Annotated in this window: 16 protein-coding genes; 15 read left to right on the top strand and 1 reads right to left on the bottom strand. The window is 58.8% G+C overall.

Annotated elements, in window-relative coordinates; all coding sequences use genetic code 11:
- Window positions 1-113: 113 nt before the first annotated feature.
- The 15 genes from DESU86_RS11465 (at window position 114) to DESU86_RS11395 (ending at window position 14,864) form a co-directional block, all read left to right on the top strand.
- Entirely contained in the window at window positions 114-1,559 is a 1,446-nt protein-coding gene (locus DESU86_RS11465) for a trypsin-like peptidase domain-containing protein (RefSeq protein WP_179981166.1), read from the top strand.
- Window positions 1,560-1,782: 223 nt separating this feature from the next.
- Entirely contained in the window at window positions 1,783-1,971 is a 189-nt protein-coding gene (locus DESU86_RS11460; RefSeq protein ID WP_179981165.1) for a ferredoxin, read from the top strand.
- Window positions 1,972-2,278: 307 nt separating this feature from the next.
- The gene (locus DESU86_RS11455; RefSeq protein ID WP_179981164.1) at window positions 2,279-2,947 is read left to right on the top strand and encodes a YkgJ family cysteine cluster protein; all 669 of its coding nucleotides are present in this window, start codon (window positions 2,279-2,281) and stop codon (window positions 2,945-2,947) included.
- Between the two features lie 118 nt (window positions 2,948-3,065).
- Window positions 3,066-3,458: a hypothetical protein gene (locus tag DESU86_RS11450; RefSeq protein WP_179981163.1), complete on the top strand. Its 393-nt coding sequence runs from the start codon at window positions 3,066-3,068 to the stop codon at window positions 3,456-3,458.
- Window positions 3,455-4,081 carry a tetratricopeptide repeat protein gene (locus DESU86_RS11445; RefSeq protein WP_179981162.1) on the top strand — a complete coding sequence of 209 codons (627 nt, stop codon included), beginning with the start codon at window positions 3,455-3,457 and terminating at the stop codon, window positions 4,079-4,081. The genes DESU86_RS11450 and DESU86_RS11445 overlap by 4 nt, the downstream gene beginning before the upstream one ends.
- A 536-nt stretch (window positions 4,082-4,617) precedes the next feature.
- The gene (locus tag DESU86_RS11440; RefSeq protein ID WP_179981161.1) at window positions 4,618-5,154 is read left to right on the top strand and encodes an FmdE family protein; all 537 of its coding nucleotides are present in this window, start codon (window positions 4,618-4,620) and stop codon (window positions 5,152-5,154) included.
- A gap of 127 nt (window positions 5,155-5,281) precedes the next feature.
- Complete coding sequence (locus tag DESU86_RS11435) at window positions 5,282-7,492, top strand: TonB-dependent receptor plug domain-containing protein (protein WP_179981160.1); 2,211 nt, start codon at window positions 5,282-5,284, stop codon at window positions 7,490-7,492.
- On the top strand, window positions 7,480-8,247 hold the full coding sequence (locus DESU86_RS11430) for a class I SAM-dependent methyltransferase (RefSeq protein ID WP_179981159.1): 768 nt from the start codon (window positions 7,480-7,482) through the stop codon (window positions 8,245-8,247). The genes DESU86_RS11435 and DESU86_RS11430 overlap by 13 nt, the downstream gene beginning before the upstream one ends.
- Window positions 8,232-9,311: an ABC transporter substrate-binding protein gene (locus DESU86_RS11425; protein WP_179981158.1), complete on the top strand. Its 1,080-nt coding sequence runs from the start codon at window positions 8,232-8,234 to the stop codon at window positions 9,309-9,311. Before DESU86_RS11430 ends, DESU86_RS11425 begins: the two co-directional genes overlap by 16 nt.
- A complete protein-coding gene (locus DESU86_RS11420) occupies window positions 9,301-10,491 on the top strand; it encodes a FecCD family ABC transporter permease (protein ID WP_179981157.1) in 1,191 nt (396 codons plus the stop codon). The genes DESU86_RS11425 and DESU86_RS11420 overlap by 11 nt, the downstream gene beginning before the upstream one ends.
- Window positions 10,484-11,233 (top strand): ABC transporter ATP-binding protein, encoded by a 750-nt coding sequence (locus DESU86_RS11415; RefSeq protein WP_179981156.1) that lies wholly within the window; start codon window positions 10,484-10,486, stop codon window positions 11,231-11,233. The genes DESU86_RS11420 and DESU86_RS11415 overlap by 8 nt, the downstream gene beginning before the upstream one ends.
- Before the next feature lie 93 nt (window positions 11,234-11,326).
- Window positions 11,327-12,145, top strand: coding sequence for an energy transducer TonB (locus DESU86_RS11410; RefSeq protein WP_179981155.1), 819 nt, complete (start codon window positions 11,327-11,329; stop codon window positions 12,143-12,145).
- Window positions 12,146-12,710: 565 nt separating this feature from the next.
- Window positions 12,711-13,280 (top strand): FmdE family protein, encoded by a 570-nt coding sequence (locus tag DESU86_RS11405; RefSeq protein WP_179981154.1) that lies wholly within the window; start codon window positions 12,711-12,713, stop codon window positions 13,278-13,280.
- Window positions 13,273-14,046 (top strand): DUF364 domain-containing protein, encoded by a 774-nt coding sequence (locus tag DESU86_RS11400; RefSeq protein WP_179981153.1) that lies wholly within the window; start codon window positions 13,273-13,275, stop codon window positions 14,044-14,046. The genes DESU86_RS11405 and DESU86_RS11400 overlap by 8 nt, the downstream gene beginning before the upstream one ends.
- On the top strand, window positions 14,037-14,864 hold the full coding sequence (locus DESU86_RS11395; RefSeq protein WP_179981152.1) for a class I SAM-dependent DNA methyltransferase: 828 nt from the start codon (window positions 14,037-14,039) through the stop codon (window positions 14,862-14,864). The genes DESU86_RS11400 and DESU86_RS11395 overlap by 10 nt, the downstream gene beginning before the upstream one ends.
- A 1,159-nt stretch (window positions 14,865-16,023) precedes the next feature.
- Here the strand turns inward: DESU86_RS11395 and DESU86_RS11390 are convergent.
- Entirely contained in the window at window positions 16,024-17,433 is a 1,410-nt protein-coding gene (locus DESU86_RS11390; protein WP_179981151.1) for an SLC13 family permease, read from the bottom strand.
- Window positions 17,434-17,717: the final 284 nt, after the last annotated feature.

Below are 17,717 nucleotides of genomic sequence, written 5' to 3'. Positions count from 1 at the left end.
CTTTCCGTGCGCAAGGGCGGGAGACGGCAAACAGAGAGAATATGCCTGGACGCCCTTTACCATCGCCAGTGGGTGCTTATTGTAAGGCCATACGAAACCGAGGACTCTCGCCAATGACTCAAACTCTCGCAACCTTATATGCTCACGTTCCCTCCAAGGTCCGCTCCATGTGCGGGCAGCGACATTTTTGCGGCATCCACCGCACCTTGTCCTGGGCACTCTACTGGACCTTGCTGACGCTTCTTTCCGGCGGACTGCTTACCCTTGCCCCTGCCCAGGCAGGCGCGGCCCCTCAGGAAAACAGCCCGCGCATGACCCCTGTGGTCCGCGCTGTGCAGGCCGTTGCTCCGGCTGTGGTCAATATCACCAGCACCCATATGGTTCAGGGGCAATATCTTTCGCCCCTGGAACAGTTTTTCGGCCCGGGCTTTGGATTGAGCCCGGATTTCGGCAACCCCTACCCCCGCAACCAGAAGCGTGAAAGCCTGGGAACAGGCGTCATTGTTGACGGAAAAAAGGGGCTCGTGCTCACCAATGCCCACGTTATCGCGGGCGGCGACGAAGTCATGGTACGCCTGCTTGACGGGCGTGAGTTCCCCGCCATCGTGCGGGGGGCTGACCCGGATTTCGACATAGCCGTACTGGAGATCAGGGCCCCGCAAAATCTTCCGGCCGTGAAGCTTGGAGATTCTGACGACGTGCTGCCGGGCGAGACCGTCATTGCCATCGGCAACCCCTTCGGCTTCAGCCATACGGTCACGACGGGCGTGGTTTCCGCGCTGGGGCGCACCATACGCAACCGCAACAGCGCCTTCACCGACCTCATACAGACCGATGCGGCCATCAATCCCGGCAACAGCGGCGGCCCCCTGCTCAATCTGGAGGGCGTGCTTATCGGCATCAACACCGCCGTGGACGCCAGGGCCGAAGGCATAGGCTTTGCCATTCCCGTCAACAAGGCCCGCCGGGTTATGGCCGACCTTGTGGACAGCGGCAAGGTCGCTCCCCTGTGGCTCGGGCTTGACGTGCAGGATGTGGACGTGCAAACCGCCATGGCGTTGGGGCTCAAGAACGCGCGCGGCGTGCTGGTCAATATGGTTTTTCCCGGCACTCCTGCCGACAAGGCCCAGATACGCCCAGGCGACATCCTGGACACCATCAATGCGACGCCCGTGCGTGACCGGCGCGACTATCTTGATATTTTGCGCAACCAGACCCCAGACGCAAAGCTGCGCCTGGGCCTGCGCCGGGACGGCCGGGCCGTGACTGCCGAGGTTGTTCCCGCGCCCTTTACGGACGAAAACGCCCGCGCCCTCATGGAAAAACGCTGGGGTTTCAGTGCGGTGCAGACATCCGGCGGCGTTGTGGTGAACAGCGTCAACAAGCAGGGGCCTTCAAATTTCTTGCGCAAGGGCGATGCTATCACCGCTGTGGGGGCCAACCCTGTGCGCGAGATGGACGACCTGTTGCAGGCATTCCGGCGCGAACGCATGGCCGGGCAGGTGCTTTTGCAGGTCATGCGCAACGGCAAGGGCTATTACGCCAGAATAATGCCCTGAGAGGCCGGATTACGCCCCTTTGGCCATATTCCTGCGGGGTATGGCGATGCTTCACCATTTTGAGCCCCTTACAGCCCATACGCCTGAAAACCAGCGCATGGCGAGGCTTTTCAGGCGCAGGACAAAGGGCACTTGACAGGGGGGTAGGCTAAAGCTATCCAATTGCACAAGCTAATTTTACCCGCTTGTGAAATCAAGCAAGACAACCTATTGGGAGGACATCATGGGTTACAATGTGAATGTTGACGTGGACAAGTGCATCGGCTGTGGCGAATGCGTGGATGTTTGCCCCGTTGAAGTTTATGAAATCAAGGACGGTAAGTCCGAACCGGTGAACGCTGAAGAATGCCTCGGCTGTGAATCCTGTGTCGAAGTCTGTGAAGTCAGCGCCATTACCATTGAAGAAAACTAAGGTACTGGTGGAAGGCCGTTCGGCATTCCATTGCTGACCCAGTCACAGACTGAGTGTTGTGCCGCCCGACGCACGCGCGCCAGGCGGCACTTACATACAAGGCGAAACGCGGGATTTTTCCCTGCGGGTCACAGCCAGCCTTGAAATCCCGTACACTTCGCCGGGCGCCACCGGATACGCCTTGTGGGCTTTGTGTTCAGGCCTGGCCAGAACGCCTGCAAAAACAAGGGGCAAATCTTCCGCCTGCGCCCTGCCGCACACCTGCCGGACGGCCCGTACGCGCCTTCCGCACAGCCACAGGATGACCATGATCCCTGATCTGACCGACATTTTCGCCCGTTATGAAAACCTGCGGGCTGAGGCCGACACCCTCTTTGACCGGGTACGGGAGGCATGTCCGCAGTGCGTGACCTGCAAGGAAGGCTGTAGCGACTGCTGCCACGCCATGTTCGACCTTTCGCTGGTGGAGGCCATGTATATTCACAGGGCCTTTGAAAAAGCTTTCAATTACGGTCCCGAACGCTCGGCCATTCTTGAGCGCGCTTCTGAACTGGACCGCCACATCACCCGCCTCAAGCGCGACCTGTACCGCGCTGAGAAGGACGGCGAAAGCCCCGAAGCCATCATGTCCGTAGCCGCCAAAGTCAAGATGCGCTGTCCGCTGCTGGACGATGAAGACCGCTGCCTTTTGTATGAAGCCAGGCCCATAACCTGTCGGCTTTACGGCGTGCCCACGGCCATTGGCGGTCAGGGGCACGTATGCGGGTTCTCGGCGTTTGAAAAGGGCCGTTCCTACCCCACGGTGCATATGGACAAGATGCAGGCCAGACTTGAAGCTCTGAGCAAGGAAATCGCCACTGCCGCGAAGTCGCGCTTCAAGGAACTGCATGAAGTCTATGTGCCGCTGTCCATGGCGCTGCTGACCCGCTATGACGAGGCGTATCTTGGCATAGGCCCCGCCAAAAAAGAAGATTAAGCAGTCGCTGGCAAGCACAGCCGCAACCGCCGTGCGCGCGGGCGTGGCTGCGGCCAATCCGGCGCAAACCGGAACTGCACGCCCACTGACGTTTTTGGCGCACAGCAAGGAGTACGGCATGTACGGCAGCATACCCGCCACCGTCTTTCGGGACGGCACGCCGCAAGAACTGAACGAAGAGCAGGAAAAGCTCAAGCGCGAGATTTATGACCGCATGAATCCGCGCCGCCGCAAATTTGTGGACCGTTTGGGCTATGAAAACTGGGATCCTTTCCAGAAGCCCAATGATCCTCTAGACCTGCGCACGGACATCTCAAAGCGCACGACGCAACAGCTTATCAACGAATTTCTGCGTGATGCGGCCAAAAATGGCCCGTACGGCAAGGCTTACAGCAAGGGCGCTATGGAATGCGCCTTGGGCGTCATCAATAAAGACGAAAAATACATGGGCATTTTCGACTTTTGCCGCTGGTACCATGATCTTTTGAAAAAAGAAGGACACATCCAATGAAAGCTCGCTACGACGATCTGGACGAGTATATCGCAGACCTCAAGGCGGAAATTGCCGGAAACGAGCAATGCGCCAACCATCACTATAATCTGGGCCTGGCCCTTTTGAGCAAGCGCGACTTTGTGGCCGCTGAAGAATCCTTTCTGGAGGCCGTGCGCAATTCGCCGCACCTGGCCGAGGCTTACGTGCAGCTTGGCGGCATCTGCCTTGAACGCGGCGACCTTGACGGCTGCCTGCGCTACAATGAAGAAGCCGCCAACTGCCGCGCCAAGTTCCCCGTGCCGTGGGGCAACATCGCCTTTGTGCACCTGCAGCGCGGCGAGCCCGACAAAGCCATCACCGCCCTGAACAAGGCCCTCAAGTGGGACCCCAACTTTGTGCAGGCGCAAAACGCCCTGGCCACGGCCTATTTCATGAAGGGCAACTTCAAGGCCTGCGAAGAACAGTGCCTGGCCATCATCAAAAAAGAACCCGCCTTTGCCCCTGCCTGGAACAACCTTGCGCTGGCCTATTTTGACCAGGGCGAGCATGCCAAGGCCAAGGAAGCGGCAGAAACGGCCCAAAAGCTCGGCTTTGAAGTGCCCGAAGGTTTCATGCAAGAGCTCAAGGAAAACACCAACTAAAGAGCCTTTTTGGAAACGCGCAGTTGTTTCGTTTGGCAAGGCGCGATCTTTTTTTGAAGCAGGAGTGGACTCTTCCGTCCTCGACTGTTTCAAAAAAAGTGAAGCAACGCCGCCAAGCGGAATAAATCTGCGTTTCCCAGACCTGCTGCTGATTCTTCTTCATGCGCAACGCACAAGCCCGGAGGCCTCCTCCGGGCTTTTTTTCGTCCTCGTGCCAAGCCCCCCCCCGCACACGCCCCTTTGGCGACATTTCCGCCGCTGCCACCGCCAAATCCTGCCGCCCGAGTGGGCCGCCAGCATGCATGGCAAAGAAGCTCAGACTTCTTGCCAAGCTTTGTCTTACGTGTTACGATAATTCAAATTGTGTTACTAGGAATTGCTCAAGGCCCGTACCGCCGTATCCACACAGCCACAAAGCCGCTGCAGCGGGAATGGCCGGGTGCGCGAGCAAGAGGGAAAGGCGTGGGCAAAACTGCCATGCAAAGGCAAACTGCAGGCAGAAACTGTCATGCAGGGGCTGCATACAAGGAGGCAACATGGATCAATCAGCTTCGGACAGGCTCAACAGGGCCGTGAGCTTTCACGGGCATCTTTGCCCCGGCCTTGTCATCGGTTTACGCGCTGTGGAGGCTGTGATGGCCCACCCCGTGCTTGGCAAGGCCGCATACGGCAAGCTTATTTGCGTTACGGAAAACGACGCCTGCGGCGTGGACGCCATCCAATGCCTGCTCGGCTGTTCGGCGGGCAAGGGCAATCTTGTGGCGCGCCCACGCGGCAAACACGCCTATTCCTTTTTTGACCGTGAAAACGGCGCTTCCTTGCGCCTGTGCCTGCAAGCCAACAAAAGCGAGCAGGCCAGCCGGGATGAATGGCAGCAAACCCTTATGGACATGCCCCTTGAAAAAATGTTCAGCGCGGCCGCCCCGGACTATGAAATCCCGGAAGCTCCCCGCATTTTTGCAACCATAGCCTGCGAAGTCTGCGGCGAGGGCGTGGCCGAGCCCATGCTGCGCCTTGAGGACGGCAAAAAGGTCTGCCTGGACTGCCAGCATCAGTACCACCGGCGCTGGTAGCAAAAATATGGGGTGGACAGGCTGCCGAGCGCAGCCTTTTTTCCATGTGTCGGTAGCACTTTTTTAAAAAACATCACATGCGCAGGACTGACACCAACCTTCAGCACAGGCGCGGCTCGGAGTATGCATGAAACTTCCCCTCAGTCTGTGCTTGCTGGCAGTCGTGTCCCTTCCCCAGGCGGGGATCGCGGCCGGGTCCGACAACCTCATGCAGGATGTCTTTGTTCTGGACCCCATAAAGGTTACCGGACGTATGGAAGAAGACACACTGGACAGAACCACCGCCATTGTTGTGGAAAAAAACCGCAGCAACAACGTGGCCGACTATCTTGTGCGCGACCCTGAAATATCCTTCAAACGCAAGGCCGCCATGGGAGACAGCAGCGACATCATTTCCATACGCGGCATGGAGTCCAAAAGAATCATGCTCAACCTTGATGGCCGCAACATCAGTTCCACGGGCATGTCCGGCGGCAACTATATTGACTTTGGCACCATCCCGCTGGACAATATCGAAAAGATTGAGGTCATCAAGGGCGGCAGCTCGGTTGAATACGGCAACAGCGCCCTCGGCGGGGTCATCAACGCCTATACCCGTCGGCCCACGGAGCAGCCCCATTTCAGCACCTACGCCACCATGGGCGGCTGGAAGGACTTTTACGATTTTCACAATGTGCGCGGCAGCTATGCCCAGAAGTTCAACGCCGTCGGCCTCAGCGTGGGCCTGAGCCATCAGCACGCCGACCCCTTTCTGCGCAACAACGACTACGACTCCTTCCACTTCAACCCCAAGCTCTATGTGGATCTGCCGTGGCGGGCAGAACTCGCCCTGGGGTACAACTACAGCCAGACCCGGCGCGGGCTCATCCGCAGCAACAGAAACGACGGCAACCCCGCCAGCGACGCCAATCCGGATGTGCCCGGCTACAATACCGCCATTGACTCCAACTACCCCACGGCCAGCGGCGAAAGCTTTGCCGGCGGATCGCCCACGCCTTCCATGACGGTTATCGGCGACGGCGCGCACTGGACCAAGTACCGCCACCTTATGGACTTCACCTATCGGCAGGAGTTTCTTGAAACCGCCTACTTTGAAGTTTCCGGTTTCAAGAACAGCGAAAGCCGCCGTGAAAAAAACTATGCGGACGTTGACGCCCGCATGCAGTTAAAGACGCAAAAACCCGATACCTTCAATCCCTCCCAAACAAGAAACGGCGACCTCGTGCTGGACCGTAACGTCATCGTGGACAATACCTACGGCTTCAAGTTCAAAACGGGCGTCACCGTTCTCGGCCATGAGCTCATGACGGGCGTTGAGTACAAAAGGCTGACTCCCGGTCCCATCACCGTTGAATATGTGGATGAAAACTACAACAAGGCCGGGGCCAACAAGTGGACCGGCAAGATGGACTCCTCGGAGGCGGGCAGGCCCGCCACGGTTACGGGGGCCTTTCTGGCCGACAAATTTTCCGTCACCGACAGCCTGCGTCTTGATGTGGGCCTGCGCTACGACAGTTTCAGCTACAGCCCTGAAGGGCAGGACAAACATCTTTTAAACTCGCAGCTTTCCCCAAAGATCATGCTCACGTATGATTTTACCGAACACCAGTCCGCCTCCCTTGCGCTGTACCAGAATTACAGAACACCCACCATCCCGGAGCTGTACTGGAACTCGCAGGCAGCATCGCGGGACGCCACGGTCAACGTGCCCTATCTGGTGGGCAAGGACATCAAGCCCGAAACCGCGCGCGGCATTGACGCTGCCTACAAGTACAGCTTCGGAGGCAAGGGCTTTCTCAAGCTTTCCGGCTTTTACTACACCGTTCAGGACTACATCGTTCACAAACCCGTCTATGTGAACCGGTCGCCGGGCTATCAGGCCTGGGCCGCCTATAATATCGACGCCGAAATATACGGGGCCACGCTGAGCGGCAGCTATGACTTGCTGGACACTGTGACGGTCAACGCCGCCGTCACCAGGCAGGACAGTAAAAAAACCAACGATCCTGCCGACCCCGACGGCGTGATGGACAGGCTGGAATATATCCCGGACTGGAAGGGAACCCTTGGAACCACCTGGAAAATCAACGAGCAGTTCACCCTTGACGCCGTGCTGACCTATGTGGGGCAGCGCAACTACTACGTCAATACGGCGCAGTTGCGTAAGGGCACGCTGCACGACTACGCTACCCTTGGCGCAAGCCTCAGCTACAGGGTGGACGAATACCTTACTCTTGAAGCCTATGCAGACAACATCACCAACACCCAGTATGAAGAAGCCTGGGGATACCCGGCACTGGGAATCAACGCAGGAGTCAGCATCAAATGGGAACTGTAGACGAAAAACAGCAAAAGCAGCGTGAATTCTGGAATGCCCGCTCGCGCACCTTCCCGCGTTTTGAGGAAGGCGACCATACCTACGAGGCCAAGATGCTACGCCACGCCATGGAAAATGGCGTGGATTTCACCAAGAAACGCATTCTGGACGTGGGCTGCGGCAGCGGCATGTACACCCTGCGCCTGGCGCGCATGGCCGAGCACGTCACGGCGGTGGACGTTTCCGACGAGATGCTGCGCCTGCTGCGCGAAGACGCCGCCGCCATGAACATCACCAACATCACCACCGTATGCTCCGGCTGGGATGACTTTTCTGCCCATGAGCGCTTTGACGTTGTTTTCGCCTCAATGACGCCAGCCATTGAAAGCGACGCAAGCAGAGAAAAGCTCATGCAGTATGCCGCCGACAAGGTGGTTTTTATGGGCTTTTCAGACCGCATGCTTTCCAACGTCATGCAGGGCCTGCACGAGCATTACAACATTGCCCCAAAAATTTTCAACAATGCCCAGGACATGCGCGCCTGGCTTGACCACAATGGCGTGCCCTACACGGCCATACCGGTCAAGGGCCAGTGGGTGGTGGCAAAAAGCCGTGAGGATCTGGTGGACGTCTGCCTCACCACCCTGCGTGAATACGGCGCGGAACCCGACCCGCGCTTTGTGGAAGCGCACGTGGAGGCCTTCAAGGATGAACAAGGCCAGTATGTGGAGCGCACAGACTATGTCATCGAGATGATCATATGGCAAAAACGCTGAGTCTGCTCCTGCTGGCTCTGGCGCTGCTGACGGGCGCGGCTCCTGCCGGGGCGCGCCCCGTCACCGATGCCATGGGCCGCGTTGTGGAAGTGCCGGAACCGCAAAACGTGCGGCGCGTTATCGCCCTTGGCAGCAGCATGGCCTTTGTGACCTACCTTGGCGAGCAGGACAGGATCGTGGGCGTGGAGGACATCGACAAGAGCGTCATTGCCAAGCCCTATGTGCTCTGCAACCGCGAGCGCTTCAAGGACCTGCCCGTGGTCGGCAAGGCCGGGGCCGTGCGCGTGCCCAATTATGAACGCATTGTGGGCCTCAATCCGGATGTGGTCTTTATCGTCTCCACTGATCCGTCAGAGCCGGACATGCTCCAGCGCAAGCTGCGCGTACCGGTCATTGCCCTGAGTCAGGGACAGCCAGCCTTTGACAGTAAGATTTTTTTTGAGTCCATCCTCCTTGCCGGGAACATCCTGGGCAGGGAAGAACGCGCCCATGAGCTGGTCACGGGTATTCGCGCCCTGGCCACACGCCTGCCCGCCCCGGCCGAAGAAGCAGTGGCGCAAGCCTACGTGGGCGGGCTTTCCTACAGGGGCAACCAGGACATCAAAAGCACGGCCGCCGACTTCTTGCCCTTCACGCTTGCGGGCGTAAAAAACATGGCCGACGGCATGGGTCAATCAGGACATTTTTTCATCAACAGGGAATTTCTGCTGGCTGCCGACCCGCCCCTGATCTTCATAGACGGCAACGGGCTGCCGCTCATACGCCAGGCGCTGGGCAGCGAGCGGGGGTATTATGAACGCCTCACGGCCCTCACAAGCGGCAACACCTGGCTGCTGCTGCCCCACACGGCCTATTTCAACAATCCTGAAGTGCTGTATATCAATGCCTTTTTCATGGCCAAGGCAGCCTACCCCCGAAGGTATCCCGACCTTGATCCCGAGGCGCTGGCCGATGAAATATTCATTCTTTTCAATGGCCGCCCCCTGTACGAAGACATGGTGCGCGTTACCGGCAGGCCGGGCAGACTGCAACTGACCGCCCAGGGGCTGGACTATGCCCGGTAGGGAGCCCACTGGCGGCCAGAGCGACGCGGCCCTGCGGGCCCACGGACATTGCGGCAGCCCGCACGCCCACAGCATCAGCCCCCATGCCCTTTGCGGCAGCCCCCATGCCCCGCTTTTTGCGGCCGAAAAAGGGCACTGCTGCTCCCATCCGTGGGATGGCCCCCGCGCGCGCGCCTTTTCAGCGGCGGCACTGCTGGCTGTGGCCGTGCTGCTGGGTCTGGCGGGCATAAAGATGGGTGCGCTTTCGCGCTCGTGGGCCGACATCTGGGCCGCCCTGTTCAGCGCTTCCGGCGACGAATCCTTACGATATTTTGTCCTCCACCTGCGTTTGCCCAAGGTCTGCGCCGCCCTGACCGTCGGCGCGTCCCTGGCTCTTGCCGGAACCATGCTGCAAAATGTGCTCAACAATCCGCTGGCTTCGTCCTTTACCCTCGGGCTTTCACAGGGGGCCGCCTTTGGAGCCAGCTTTTCCATGGTCATTCTGCCCATGGCTGGCGGGCTGGCGGGCGGCCTGGCGGGACTGAGCACTGTGGCCATGGGCGCGCTGGCAGGTTCCCTCAGCGCGGGCCTGCTCATACTGGCCTTCAGCATGATGCGGGGCATGGGGCCGCAGGGGCTTATTCTCGCGGGGGTGGCCCTGTCTACCCTCTTTGGGGCCGCCACCATGTCCTTGCAGTTTTTCGCCTCTGACAGCCAGGTGGCCGCCACCGTGTTCTGGAGCTTTGGCGATCTGGGCAGGGGAAGCTGGCGCGAGGTCGCTCTGGTGGGCCTCGTGCTGCTGGAGGGCCTCGTCTTTTCCCTACGCCGGAACCTGGACTATGACACCCTGCGCTGGGGCGATGCCCAGGCGGCGGCTCTGGGCGTGTCAGTACTGCGGCTGCGCTGCGCTACCCTGCTCATGGCCTCGCTTATGGCGGCCTTTGCCACCGCCTTTTACGGAGTTATCGGCTTTGTGGGCCTGGTGGCGCCCCACATGGTGCGCCTCCTCTTTCCCCACGCCGGACATTTTTTTCTGCTGGGCTGCTCCGCCCTGTTTGGCGCGTGTTTTCTGCTGGCGGCCGATCTGGTGGCCCAGACCGTCATCTATCCCGCCCTGTTGCCGGTGGGCATTGTCTGCGCCTTCACCGGGGTTCCAATTTTTCTGTACATTCTTTTCAAAGGGGCCAGGGCGCATGCTTGAGGCCGAAAACATCTCCCTGGTGGCGCGCTCCGGCAAAACCATCCTTGACGGCATATCCTTTTGCCTTGAGCCGGGACGCTGCATGGCCCTCATCGGCCCCAACGGCGCGGGCAAAAGCACCCTTGCCAGAATTGTGGCCGGGCTTGAACGCCCCACATCCGGGCGCGTGCTGTACGGAGGAACCGACCTTTCCGGCCTGAACCGCCGCCAGCGCGCGCAAGCCGTGGCCTACCTGCCGCAGACAGCCCAGCCCGTGCCGTGCAGCGTTTTTGATGCCGTGCTTTTGGGGCGCAGGTCGCGCATGGGCTGGCGGCCCGGCATGGAAGACCGCCAGAAAACACAGGCCGCCCTTGAAGAACTGCATCTCATCCATCTGGAAAAACAGTGCGTCACCAGCCTCAGTGGCGGCGAGTTGCAAAAAACGCTTATAGCCCGCGCCCTTGCGCAGGAAGCTCCCGTCCTTCTGCTGGACGAGCCCGTCAACCACCTGGACATACGCAATCAGATTGAACTACTTGAAACAATTACAGATATCTGTGTAACCCGCCGCATATGCGTGTGCATTGTGCTGCACCACCTGAGCTATGCGCTACGCTACACGCAGCATGCCATGCTCCTGCACCAGGGACGCCCGGCATATCAGGGGCCGACATCGGGGCTGAATGAGCATGACCTTGGCCGCGTATACGGCATCGCAGTCCGTTTGCAGACCATTGACGGTCAGCCCCATGTTCTTTTTTAAGGAGAACGGGCCTGTTATGCAGGAGTGCACTCTGATGGTGCTCGAGTGGAATACAGGGTGAAGTTCGACGCTGAAATACCAGGAAAGGCGCTCATGACGACACTGTCTGACAAACGTGGCATGGGCCTGGCCCTTTCTCTGGCTATGCACGCGCTGCTGCTGGGCGGCTTGCTGCTGCCGGGCAGGGAAGCGCCAATCAAGGCGGAAAGAGTGTACCGCGTGACGCTTGCCGAGTTTGCTCCGGCCGCCGGATCGCCGCTTGCCGCGCCCGCCGCGCCCGCCGATCCCGCTGTGGCGGAAAAGCCCGCGCCACAGCCTCCGCCGTTGCCTTCGCCGGAACTGGCGCAGCAAAACCCGGATGCCCGTCCCGCCAAATCCGCGCCACCGAAGCCGGAGGCAAAAAAGGTCAGTCCCAAAAAGAGCGATACGGCCGCGCCCAAGGAGGCCGCCACGCCTGCGCAACCATCCCTTTCGACTGCACAGCCTTCTCCTGCCGCCCCGGCTCCGGCCACTCCGGCGGCTTCGGCCCCGGCCGCCACGGCCACCACGGCAGTTCGGGCAGGGCCAGCAGGGGCAGCCGGGCCAGCAGGGCCGCAGCCGCGCACCGTGGGCGGGTTCGACGCCTATGCCTGCGATGTCCTGGATCAGCGCCCCAGCATTACCCGGCGCATTGAGCCGGAATATCCCCCCAGGGCCCGGCGCATGAATATTCAGGGCTCCGTCAAGGTGCGCCTGGTGGTGGACGCCTCTGGCCAGCCCTGCAACTGCGAGGTCGTCAGCGCGACGCCGGACGGGTATTTCGAGGAAGCGGCGCTCAAGGCGGCAAAAAGCATGCGCTTTGCCCCCGGCAAACTCAAGGGCCAGCCGGTGAACACCCTGGTAGAACTGCCCTTCATCTTCAGGTTGCGGTAACCGCCCCATGGCGACATGCCGCAGATAGCTTGAAATGCCTTGTGGGGGAGGGACCCTTTTGCAAAAGGGTCTCCTCCCCCACACCCCCACCCCCTAAAACGCTTCTTGTATTTTAGTATGGCGCAGAACGTCGGTTCCCCGCTGGTGTCCGCCGGATAGACGTCAACGCTGGTTATCCGCGAGTCAAGCGCCGTAACGGGCATGCCTTGAACGTAGAGAATGCCCGCCCCCCAACATACTTCGCTCCAAATGTGTCTGTGCTGGGCGGCTCTAACTACAGCCTTCGTGCCGGCAGCGCTCCGTTTCAATGCATATCTTCCCCAGCCCGCCAGAGCAGCGTTCGCTCCACTGATAAAGCCAATGGAGTGGATACACCTTTCGCCAACACAATAGTCTCGGTTACTGAAAAAGCGTGACTATTAAAATTTAACTAAGGCGTGACATGTCGCAAACAATGCTATAACAATACAGAGTATACACTTATCCCCCCACAATACATTGACAGGCTTCGTGTCACAGGTCAGGTTTATGCAACTATATCATACACCACAACTACAGTATGGCTATGACAAACATCACACCATTCCTTGAAAAGGCTGAGAAGTACCACGGTCACATTTGTAGCGGGCAGGTCTTGGGCATACGCATGTCCCTTATGGCCTTGCGTCTGCTTGACCTGAAACCCGAAGACAACCTGAGGGATCTTGTTATTTTTCTGGAAACAGACAGATGCGTGGCTGATGCCTCCCATGTGGTCACAGGCGTGACTCTGGGACGCAGGCGGGTCAAGGTCTATGGATATGGCAAAACCGCCATGTCTTTTCTTGACCTTAAAAGCGGCCGGGCTGTCAGGGTACACGTGACCACATCCGACCGCCCTCCCCACGATGTTCCCAAACAGGAGCAGATAGCCTTTTGGGAAAAGTACGCTGATGATGACATCTTTGCCTGGCAGGAAGTGCACATAGACATGCCGGAAGGCGAACTGCCTGGTCCGCCTGTTCGCGTGTGCACCTGTGCCGCCTGTGGCGAAGATGTGCTGGACTGCAAGGAAGTTTTGCGGGACGGCAAGACATACTGCCGCGCCTGTGCCGATGGCGCTTACTATCGCCCTCTTGAGGTTTGCCATGACTGACCGCTGGTTTTTGTATGACGCACTGCTTGGCTCCGTGCCTGAGACCGCTCTGGTCAAATCCTTCACATGCGGCAAACACTGGCTCATGGTGGAAGCAGACAGCGGCGGCATAGGTATGGCGCAGTATTTTTCCCCTGCTCCGGGTGCGTCCGACTCTGCCCAGTCCTGTCAGGACATGGTGGGCCAGCCCCTGCGCCGGGTGGCGGAAATGATCAAGTCCTGGGACTTCAACGCCGCCGCCATCGGCCTGGCCGCCCTGAACGCCGCCAACAACACCCTGGCCCTTGTAAAGCCAAGCCCCCTGCGTACGGCTCTGGACAGTCGCCACGGGGACGCCTTTGACTTTTTTCTTTCAGAGGCAAAGGGCAAAAAAGTAACCGTTGTCGGGCATTTTCCCGGTCTTGCGCGGCTGCGCCCGCACTGTGAACTTTCAATACTTGAGCGCCACCCCCAACCTGGGGATTTGCCGGACACTGCGGCGGAATATGTTTTGCCGCAGCAAGACCTTGTTTTTATTACTGGCACTACCTTTATTAATAAAACCATCACCCGGCTGCTGGAACTGAGCGCCAAGGCCAAGGTGTACATGGTGGGCCCCAGCACGCCCATGAACCCCCTGCTTTTCTCGCATGGTGTGCGCTCCCTTTCGGGTCTGGTTGTGGTTGACGCTGAAAAAATGAGTGCAGCCCTCAAGAACGACAACTGTGAAGCCATTTTTGGCCACGGTGGGCAAAAGGTAAATATGGTGGCTGAATCATGCCACTAACCATGCGTACCTTTGAAGAGCTTTGGGTAGACTACCAGCCGGAGCGAACCGGCATGGCGGATTTTTGGAACAAACGCGCACCTTCGTTCAACGATCACATCCGGGGTGATGCCTCACGCGAACACCGGCGTCTGCTTGTGGAGCATATAGCCCGCAAGGCTGGACTTGATCCGTCGGCGTCCGTGCTTGACATCGGCTGCGGCCCTGGCAGCCACGCGCTTGAAATGGCCCCTCTGGTGGGTCGCGTGGAGGGCTTTGACATTGCCCCCGCCATGATAGAACTGGCCAGGGAAAACGCCGCGCGGGACGGGTGCGCCAACGCGCATTTTCAGGTGCTGGACTGGGGCACTGCCGATCTGGATGCTCTGAGGTGGCGAAACCGGTTTCAACTGGTTCTTGCCTCCAGAACTCCGGCAGTCAATGACAAGGCTGCCCTGGAAAAAATGGTCGCAGCCTCTTGCGGCTCCTGCTGCATAATAAGCCAGATTGATACCCGTCACTCGGTACGTGACCAACTGAAGCCGCTGGTGGACTGGGACGCGCACAAGGAGCGAGTAAGCCGCAGTTTTTATTGCGCCTTCAATCTTCTCTGGCTTATGGGATACTACCCAGAAGTGGAATATATGGACCGCGCGTGGGAGAGCGACAGCAGCCTGGAAGAAGCGGAACTCATATATCTGCGCTACTTTGAAAGCATGGGGCCGCTTACGCCGCAGCAAAAGGAAAGCCTGACCCGCAGGCTGGCGGAACTGAGCAGTGACGGCCGTGTGCAGGAAAGTGTGCAGACAAAGGTCGCCCTCATGTTCTGGACTAAATAAGAATAGATTTAAAATACTTTCGTATTTCAATTTGCCATTCTGCCGAAAAAGCGATTTTCGGCAGAATCCATGTCCTATTGTGACGCACTTTGGAGCGCCGCGACTCTGGACAGCCACCTCTTTGATGGCAGTGCGACGGGTGATTTGCAGCCCGACAGTCTGCCCGCAGCTACCCCTGTTGGTACATTGCGCTGGATGAAAGCGACTGCCGCACTGAACCGCAGCAATCTTGTGGATAGCAAGCGATTGTCTGGCTGAACCGCAGGCAAACTTGTGGATGGCATTGCGCGGCGCGGAGGGAGATCGCCGAGCGGAGCGAGGAAGCTCCCGGAGCAAAAGCCGCGCAGCCCTCGTCAGATTAAGGAAATTGAAAACCTGGGGGGTCGTCCGGGGGGAGTGCAGAGGGGGCCTCGGAGGGGCACAGCCCCTAACAGGCCCCCTCTGCCGCCCGCCGCGCAGGCGGCCCAAACCAGAGCGAAGGAAGCATCTCAAAAAAATGCTGTTCCACAGCCTTGCCTGATAATCACCTCTACAAAATCCCGGCCAGCACAATAGTCCTGCGATCGAACCCCGGTCTGCCAGACCGTCTCTGCCGCCCGCCGCGCAGGCGGCCCAAACCCGAGCATAGGAAGCATCTCAAAAAAATGCTGTTCCACAGCCTTGCCTGATAATCGCCTCCCAAAATCCCGGCCAGCACAATAGTCCTGCGATCGAACCCCGGTCTGCCAGACCGTCTCTGCCGCCCGCCGCGCAGGCGGCCCAAACCAGAGCATAGGAAGCATCTCAAAAAAACGCTGTTCCACAGCCTTGCCTGATAATCGCCTCCCAAAATCCCCCCAGTCTGACAGCCGCTTCCAGCACCCCCACCACCCTGCCTGAATACGCCGCTGACGATTACAGGCCTGACCCAGAGCGACTGCGCCACTGCTCCGGCCCCACGGACTTCAGCTTCGGCTGACGCCGAAAGAGCGCGACAGGCAGAGACAAGCCGCAGCACAGCGGAAACACAAACGCACCCGTGCTCTCCACAACTGGACAGGCCCTGATACAAAACATCTGGCGGAGTACCGGAACAATCGGTACATCCGCCAGAAACTGTTTTACAGCGCAAGCTGGTCACACCACAAGCCTGTTACACTGCGATTGCGTTACGCCGCAACTATTGTATCAGACCCAGCAGTCGCCAAAACGGCACACTGGCCATACCCGCGACAACGCAAAGCAATACAAAGATGAAAGAATGCTTTCTGCCCTCGCCGTGATCAATCATTTCGCTTGCGGCGGCGTAATGCCCACACAGATATGCCGAGTTCTGGTAGGGGAAAATATAGATATGTGAGCTTGTCCATGCCACAAAGGCGACAATCCAGGGGTCTACGCCCATTCCCGCTGCCACTGAAGAAAAGATGAAGAACGATATCACGGCGGAAGTCAGCACCGACACGATGGCGAACTTGAGAATAAACAGCGAGGCGATAATGGCCAACACCAGCGTGTAGGGATTGGACGCCACTGCCGAGAGTATCGGGGTGAGGGCTTCGCCAAGCAGTTTATCCAGCTTGAGGGCCTGCACAACGCCAGCCATGTTCAGCAGTGTGCCGATAAAAATAACAGCAGGCCAGGCGACCTTGTTATTAAAGTCTTGCCGCGACATCACCTTGGTAACCATAAGCGCGCAGATTGCCAGCACGCCCACTTCACCGGACTTGATGCCGTGCAGTGATTCCGTCATCCACAGCAGCAGCGTGGTCAGCATGATGCCCAAGGTCCAGCGTTCGTCGCGGGTCATGGGGCCGATGGCCTGGAGCTGCTCCTTGATGTAGCTGGGCGGCAGGGATACCTGCTTATCGGGTTTGCAGAACAGGCAGATGTACGTCCCAAGGCCCACCATCAAAATGACGGTAAAAACAATGGCCCGTAAAAACCAGGCCATCCAGGTCACGTTGCCAGAGGTGCCTCCAAGAAGGCCAAGGAACATGTAGTTGGAGCCCGTACCGCTCAAAAACAGGGTGCTCGTCAGATAAAAACCGGTCATACAGGCCAAAAACAAACCGCTGGCCGCCTTACCGCCTCTTTTGAGGCCCAGCGTGTCGCTGATGGTCAGGCCAAGGGGGCTGGACAAGGCGGCCTTGCCGTTTGTACTGGGCACAAGCGGACTGATCACCAGGCCGGAGACGATAAGCCCCCAGACCTGCCCGTTGAATGTGGGGGGAAATATTTTAAGAACCCAAAGGGCCATGCGTTTCAGCAGCCCCACCTTGCCCGCCATGGCGCCCAAAACAAAGGCAGTCACCGTAAGCCAGAACACCGGGCCGGCAAATGCCCCATACGCCACTTTGAACGGCACAGCATTAACGCTGGCAAACAGCGTGCACATGATAAGGCCGGTGGCATATTCGGGAATAACCCCGGTAGCCCACCAAAAAACAGCCCAAATGGAAATGCCTATGGCATACATGGTGGGTTGAGGGACGCCCTGCGGCGGGGTCTGAAACGCCGTCACCAGCGCAAGGATGGTACCAATGGCGGCGAAGACCTGTTTGATGCGGACAGTTGTTGCGGGACTCATGCGACCTCCTGATTTCTGGGCACCCCAAATGCGTCCTACAATGCCACTGGCGTGCGGAGCACCCTCTACTGCGTCCCATTCAGCAAAAAGAATACCACAGGCAGGCCGCCTTGTTTCCGTCCAGACGCCGCCGCCAAACAGACAGAAATTACGCAAGCTCGGATAGCCCGTTGCTGGCGCGCGGCCAATATCCGCGTTTACCGACAGCGCCCACGGGCCCTCCACACTGTTCGCCTGATCAGCACACAACCAGATTTTAACCAGGTTTAATGCCCTTTACAGCG

This window comes from Desulfovibrio sp. 86 (assembly GCF_902702915.1).
Classification (GTDB): Bacteria; Desulfobacterota; Desulfovibrionia; order Desulfovibrionales; family Desulfovibrionaceae; genus Desulfovibrio.
Note: the sequence above shows the minus strand (reverse complement) of the source record. Positions and strands in the feature narration are given on the sequence as shown.

Bases quoted from the DNA above. Each gene is read 5' to 3' on its own strand.
- DESU86_RS11465 (WP_179981166.1), top strand. From the start codon at position 114: ATGACTCAAACTCTCGCAACCTTATATGCTCACGTTCCCTCCAAGGTC.
- DESU86_RS11460 (WP_179981165.1), top strand. From the start codon at position 1,783: ATGGGTTACAATGTGAATGTTGACGTGGACAAGTGCATCGGCTGTGGC.
- DESU86_RS11455 (WP_179981164.1), top strand. From the start codon at position 2,279: ATGATCCCTGATCTGACCGACATTTTCGCCCGTTATGAAAACCTGCGG.
- DESU86_RS11450 (WP_179981163.1), top strand. From the start codon at position 3,066: ATGTACGGCAGCATACCCGCCACCGTCTTTCGGGACGGCACGCCGCAA.
- DESU86_RS11445 (WP_179981162.1), top strand. From the start codon at position 3,455: ATGAAAGCTCGCTACGACGATCTGGACGAGTATATCGCAGACCTCAAG.
- DESU86_RS11440 (WP_179981161.1), top strand. From the start codon at position 4,618: ATGGATCAATCAGCTTCGGACAGGCTCAACAGGGCCGTGAGCTTTCAC.
- DESU86_RS11435 (WP_179981160.1), top strand. From the start codon at position 5,282: ATGAAACTTCCCCTCAGTCTGTGCTTGCTGGCAGTCGTGTCCCTTCCC.
- DESU86_RS11430 (WP_179981159.1), top strand. From the start codon at position 7,480: ATGGGAACTGTAGACGAAAAACAGCAAAAGCAGCGTGAATTCTGGAAT.
- DESU86_RS11425 (WP_179981158.1), top strand. From the start codon at position 8,232: ATGGCAAAAACGCTGAGTCTGCTCCTGCTGGCTCTGGCGCTGCTGACG.
- DESU86_RS11420 (WP_179981157.1), top strand. From the start codon at position 9,301: ATGCCCGGTAGGGAGCCCACTGGCGGCCAGAGCGACGCGGCCCTGCGG.
- DESU86_RS11415 (WP_179981156.1), top strand. From the start codon at position 10,484: ATGCTTGAGGCCGAAAACATCTCCCTGGTGGCGCGCTCCGGCAAAACC.
- DESU86_RS11410 (WP_179981155.1), top strand. From the start codon at position 11,327: ATGACGACACTGTCTGACAAACGTGGCATGGGCCTGGCCCTTTCTCTG.
- DESU86_RS11405 (WP_179981154.1), top strand. From the start codon at position 12,711: ATGACAAACATCACACCATTCCTTGAAAAGGCTGAGAAGTACCACGGT.
- DESU86_RS11400 (WP_179981153.1), top strand. From the start codon at position 13,273: ATGACTGACCGCTGGTTTTTGTATGACGCACTGCTTGGCTCCGTGCCT.
- DESU86_RS11395 (WP_179981152.1), top strand. From the start codon at position 14,037: ATGCCACTAACCATGCGTACCTTTGAAGAGCTTTGGGTAGACTACCAG.
- DESU86_RS11390 (WP_179981151.1), bottom strand. From the start codon at position 17,433: ATGAGTCCCGCAACAACTGTCCGCATCAAACAGGTCTTCGCCGCCATT.